We start from the raw sequence: 5,208 nt of genomic DNA on the forward strand, positions 1-5,208 counted from the left end.
TTAACGAACGCCAGCCGGTTGGACTGTTGAACCCTCCGAAAACAGACCAAGAAAGTTGCTTGCCGACTTTTTCAGCACAATAGGCCCATTGCGGACGTTGACCTAGCGAGCAACTGTAGCCCTTAATGCAGCGGAATCTGCTGTCCAGCGTTGACTTGGCGCAACCTTATCCCGATAATAAAAATTCATTGTCAAATCTGAGCGCGCCATGAGGTTACCCGTCGTCTTTTTGGGATTGTTCTTTCCAGCGCTCGTTGTCGCGCAACAAACAGCTGATATACCTGTTCAGGCAGCAACTCCAAAAAAGGTTATAACCTTTTCGACTGCACAGGACTTGCAGGCAGCGGCCGCAGCCAAAGCAGCGGAAGAAGAGGCGCGGCGTCAGGCAATTTATGACGAACCAGTGGGAAAAACCTATTGGTTCAAACCATCCGAAGCCTCCGAGCCTGTTCGCTTCTACCAGACGTTCCGGCATGACGATTATTTACCCAACTGGGGGCATCTGGAAGACGAGATCCGTCCGAATGTCACAGTCAGCTTCAAGGTAGTGGAGCGCTTCATACTTCGTCGGTCAGGCACCGATCGATACAGCGACTTCTACGGCTACACGATTGTCTTCGAGGACGGCACGCGCGCCTTCGCTGATCAATCCGAATTCGGCTTTGGCCTGAAGAACGTAAGCCTCAAGTCGTACGGTTACAAGCCTACCAATTCGCCGGCGGCGGCGGTCAACCCTAAGAATACCAGCCTATTCACTGAAGATCCCGATTTGCTCGCCAAGCGGTACGCCGAAGAGCAGGAGAGAAAAGCGCTCCTTGAGGAAGAGCGCCGCGCGGCCGACGCGGCACGCTTGGCAGCCGAGCAGGTCGCGCAGCTGCGGGCGAAGGCGGCAGAGCAAAAAAGGGCGAAGGCCGCGACCAGAGAGTCCAAGCGGCGTGGCGGCGTAGCGCTGGGTATGACGCCATCGCAGGTCCGCGCATCGAACTGGGGTTCGCCTCAGCGAATCAATCGCACCACAGGCAGTTTTGGAGTGCACGAACAATGGGTCTACAGTGGGGGCAATTTCCTGTATTTTGAAAACGGCGTGCTGACGTCGGTTCAAAATTAATTAGGCAACGCACCTGTCGCGCCAGACCCTGCTGCGCGGGTACCAGCCTTACTCATCCTTGCCGCCCATGCGGCCGACCAATCCTTCAAGACATGCCATCAGCGGCAGGGCCTCTTCCTTGGTGAGAGAAGCCGAGAAGCTGATGACAGTGTCATAAGGCTGGTTCTTGTAACGCGTCGTAAACTGCATGCGTTCGCTGGCGAGCATGGCGGCGAGGACCCAAGCTGCTCGCCGGTCTGGCCATAATCGTTCTCCTTTTCGGCAAGGCCGATCGACCAGTACAGCGCTGCCTTCTTCATGCCCCGGTAAAACGCCACTTTCTTAATGGCGGCGATTTCGCGCGCGATGAACTGCTTGAGCGTTAGCTCGGCAAATAAACCTAGGCGGTCGAGGTCGGACGGCTTGCAGTCACGCTTCAGGTAGAAGTGGTCGGTTGGTCCTTAAGGGCGATATTTCCGCAAATACCTGCTACCCCCTCTTCAAATCATATTTACCCTAGTTCGTATCTGTTGAGGAACGTCCGCTCTTGGCCGGTTTCTGCCGGTCAAGAGCGTCCAAAACTGCCCCTGTTCTGCACAATCATCTTCAGGTTTTGTTGCGCTCCAGCATGGCCCTGGTTTGCTGCTTGTAACAGGTATTCCGTAGCGATGCTGTAGTTTTGCGGTACGCCTTGTCCTTTCATGTACATTAAAGCCAGATTCGCCTGCGCATCGGCATACCCTTGCGCTGCCGCTTTTTTATACCAGAACAGAGATTGCTCATCGTCTCGCAAAGCGCCAGTCTCCCTATATAGGACACCTAGGTTGTATTGGCATAGTGCATTTCCTTTCTCAGCAAGGACGCGGAAGCAGGTCATCGCCTTAACAATGTCCTGTGGCATGCCCCGGCCCTTCAAGTACATCTGCCCGAGGTTATAGGTCGCGCCTTCATGCCCTTGTCGGGCCGCTCTGCTGGTCCAGAACGCAGCTCGTGCATCGTCCTGCTGCGCACCTGTGCCATCCAAGTACATTACCGCAAGGTTGTGTTGAGCATCCATCAGCCCTTGTTCGGCAGCTCTCCTGGTCCACTGTGCCGCTTGGACGTCATCTTTAGACACGCCCCGACCCTCGGAATATCGCAGTCCGAGGTGATTCTGGGCTTCCGGCATGCCTTGCTCTGCCGCTCGTGTCAGCCATCGAACGGCTTCCGAATCATCCTTCGCCGTGCCATGTCCCAGCTCATGCATTAACCCAAGGTCATACTGGGCATTGGCAAGTCCTTGATACGCAGCTTTCGATATCCAGTCGATTGCAGTCCCGTAGTTCTTCTCTACGCCAAATCCTTCACGGTACATCAGCCCCAAATTGTATTGGGGCTGCGGCAGCCGTTGTTCAGCAGACTTCCGATACCAGCTCGCCGCCTCAGCCAAGTCCTGAGCCACGCCATTGCCTAGATGATGTCGAATCCCAAGCTCATTTTGGGCGTATGGATCGCCTGCTGTCGCTGCTTTTGTTAGTTCTTGCAATTCCATGCTCTCGCTACTCCTTTTTTGTTATTCATTAGACCCGACCGGTCAACTTTCCTGCCCGCAGGTGCAATGCGCGCCAGTCCGGAACGTCTCTTACGCTCTTCATCTACCTCGCGGTATCGAACGCAGTACATCATGCATGATGGAAACATTTGCCACAATAAACTGATAAGTCGATTCCTTATGTTTCGCCGAGTGCGACCCAAGGTAGCGTATAGCGCTGCCAACGCATCTACCGAACATGCCGCTGTGCAACTGCCGATGACGGACGCGTTCCGACGCAGCTTCGAAGCCCTCGCCCCGATGTAGGGTGCGGGCATCAAACCTCAGCCTGCTCCGCATGAAAACACGAACACGTGCGCTATAACTGATGAGCGTAGTTCGCCCGCTCCATGATGGCGCGAACAAAGTTCCGGTTTTCCTGGGTTGGCTCCTTGTCGCGAAGCCATCGGATCTCCAGTCCGATATACAAGGCCCAGTCGATCCCCTTGTCGAAGGCGTTTTCCCTGTGGTTTTTTGCGGCTAGTTCAACGAACTGGTTAACCAGGTCGTATTGGAGGTGTCCTGCCTTGTACTTGGCCAGCTCGAATGCGCGCTCGTAGTACGGATAGGCTGCCTCGAATTGCTCACGGCGATAGTGGTAGATGCCACGCAACCAAGGAACAAACCAGTCCAGCACCTCTTGCAACCCCATCTGCACCAGCGACTGCTCGAAGGCATCGATCTCGTCCAACGTGGTCGTCGCGTTGCGCCTGAGTTGGAGTCCTTCAGCAAGTAGCACGACAAAGCCTTCTGGCGGGGCAACGGCTCGTTGCCGCGTTATCCTGTCCACATTAGCGTGCACTGCAAACCCGCCGAACCTGCGCGCCAATCCAGCGAGGAGTTCAGGCAGAAAGGGTGCCTGCGGCGCTTTTTCAAGGAAGTCCGCCAGCGTTGCGGCGACCTGCATGAGTTTGCCGCGCACGAATCGTTCATGGTCGGCACATGCACGAAGCCAGACACCTACAGCCTGGTCAGCAGACGCCTGCCTTTGCATGACCGGGGCAAGCTGCCGCAAGAACTCCTGTACTTCGTCTTCTAGCAGTTCCGTCAACTGCTGTATCTGCGCGCAAAGATTTTGTAGGTAAGCTGCGCCGTACGTATCCAAGACCTGCTTCGCTATAAAGCTGGCGACCCGCGCGCATACTAGGGCGGTCAATACGCTTTCTTGCAGCTGCGGATCGATCGGACGCCCGTGTGCGTCTTGCACGACGAACGATTCCTTGAAATTGGCCAATAGGGCTGGCAGTGACGGCGTGCCTTTTCCTCGTGCCCAGTTAACCGCATTGCCCAGGTTCTGCTGCTGGGCTGGTGAAACGGTATCACCCGGCTTGCCCGGACAGTGGAACTGCTTTTGCGACAGCCCACATGCTGCGTAAGCCCAACGCATGACTTTGGCCAAAGGCATTGTCACTTTATTGTCAGCCTCGAAGGTGGGCAGATACCAAAATGTGTCGTCACGCCATACACCTGGACCGTCACCTAGCCCGCAAAGTAGCCTGCAGCGCTTCAGTGCCAATACCAACACTGGCACGGCCTTAATGGACATGAAATACCGGAGTGAGTCACGTTGGCCCAAGTACGTTCCTTCAGTCTGGATCAGCTCGGCATAGGCCGATTCCAAGTCATCAAGGACCGTCCCAAGCGTTGCGACATGCCCTGGCACGGGCAGGTACTGGCCTAGCAACTGACGCAAGGTAGCGACGGCTTTTTGGTAGTTCTCGATTAGGTTGCCCTCTTCGGAAGCGAGTCGGCCTAACTGTCTCTGCAGCGTTTTCTTGTCTCTTTCGTCGAAGTCCTCCGCGCGTGCTTCCTTGCGCGGCAGCACGCCGAATGCGAGATACAACTGCTTGAGTGCTTCGCCATGCGTCGCAAAACCAATCGTCGATGTCATCATTACTCCAAAGGTCCCCGGCAGCGCCTGGAGGACCGCATGCGATCAGCCAGGGCGGCGATTAGGGTTAAGTTGACCGCCTCGGTTGCCGTGCACATGGTCGTACGCCTTGTTCGTACCCGGCGTGCCGCGATTTGGGTTGGCTTGGTCGGCCTTATGATTTTGATCTGCGGGCTGGCTTGGGGTAGGGGCGGCACTGCGGTCTTTCGGTTTACTCATGAGGCTCTCCTGCGTCGTGTAAGGGCCTTCATCATAAGGATCGCCTGACGCGTTTGGAATTGGAATTTTGGCGACGACATCTTTCCTGGAAATGACGCCACGTTCCTGCCGCCGCAAGCATGCCTCGGCGAGCAGTGACGTACTGCTAGCGACAGAAGCACTCGGTGTGACGGTCTAGCTAAATCGAGCCGATCTGCCTACAGGAAATTCGGCGCATCAAACGGAATTCCCAAAGTACAAAATTCGGCAGATCGCCAAGAGATCGAGTACGTCCATAGCCTTCGCCATGACCCAGCTAGAATTGAAAATTGGCACGGATCGGTACGTAGATGGCTCGATGTATCAGGAACACAAGTCACGACTTACTCGAACGTTCGATTGAGTGACCGCTTCTGGCCTATTGTGTTGAAAAACTCCGAGCACTTGCCAGTCGTCCATGAA

4 protein-coding genes are annotated in these 5,208 nt (G+C 55.5%); 1 reads left to right on the plus strand and 3 read right to left on the minus strand.

What is annotated here, in order from left to right:
• The first annotated feature begins 208 nt into the window (after nucleotides 1–208).
• Complete coding sequence (locus tag QWL29_RS26225; protein WP_305825797.1) at nucleotides 209–1,108, plus strand: hypothetical protein; 900 nt, start codon at nucleotides 209–211, stop codon at nucleotides 1,106–1,108.
• Between the two features lie 48 nt (nucleotides 1,109–1,156).
• Here QWL29_RS26225 and QWL29_RS26230 read toward each other — a convergent pair whose 3' ends face one another.
• The 3 genes from QWL29_RS26230 to QWL29_RS26240 all read right to left on the minus strand — a co-directional run bounded on the left by QWL29_RS26230 (nucleotide 1,157) and on the right by QWL29_RS26240 (nucleotide 4,548).
• Nucleotides 1,157–1,315: a hypothetical protein gene (locus tag QWL29_RS26230; protein ID WP_305825798.1), complete on the minus strand. Its 159-nt coding sequence runs from the start codon at nucleotides 1,313–1,315 to the stop codon at nucleotides 1,157–1,159.
• Nucleotides 1,316–1,652: 337 nt separating this feature from the next.
• Nucleotides 1,653–2,618 carry an SEL1-like repeat protein gene (locus tag QWL29_RS26235; protein ID WP_305825799.1) on the minus strand — a complete coding sequence of 322 codons (966 nt, stop codon included), beginning with the start codon at nucleotides 2,616–2,618 and terminating at the stop codon, nucleotides 1,653–1,655.
• Between the two features lie 358 nt (nucleotides 2,619–2,976).
• Nucleotides 2,977–4,548, minus strand: coding sequence for a hypothetical protein (locus QWL29_RS26240; protein ID WP_305825800.1), 1,572 nt, complete (start codon nucleotides 4,546–4,548; stop codon nucleotides 2,977–2,979).
• Nucleotides 4,549–5,208 lie beyond the last annotated feature (660 nt).

The organism is Massilia brevitalea (assembly GCF_030711405.1).
In the GTDB taxonomy this organism is placed as follows: Bacteria; Pseudomonadota; Gammaproteobacteria; order Burkholderiales; family Burkholderiaceae_D; genus Telluria; species Telluria brevitalea.

What these genes read in the sequence shown, in the direction of transcription:
- QWL29_RS26225 (WP_305825797.1), top strand. Translation starts at nt 209, where the DNA reads ATGAGGTTACCCGTCGTCTTTTTGGGATTGTTCTTTCCAGCGCTCGTT.
- QWL29_RS26235 (WP_305825799.1), bottom strand. Translation starts at nt 2,618, where the DNA reads ATGGAATTGCAAGAACTAACAAAAGCAGCGACAGCAGGCGATCCATAC.
- QWL29_RS26240 (WP_305825800.1), bottom strand. Translation starts at nt 4,548, where the DNA reads ATGACATCGACGATTGGTTTTGCGACGCATGGCGAAGCACTCAAGCAG.
- QWL29_RS26230 (WP_305825798.1), bottom strand. Translation starts at nt 1,315, where the DNA reads ATGCTCGCCAGCGAACGCATGCAGTTTACGACGCGTTACAAGAACCAG.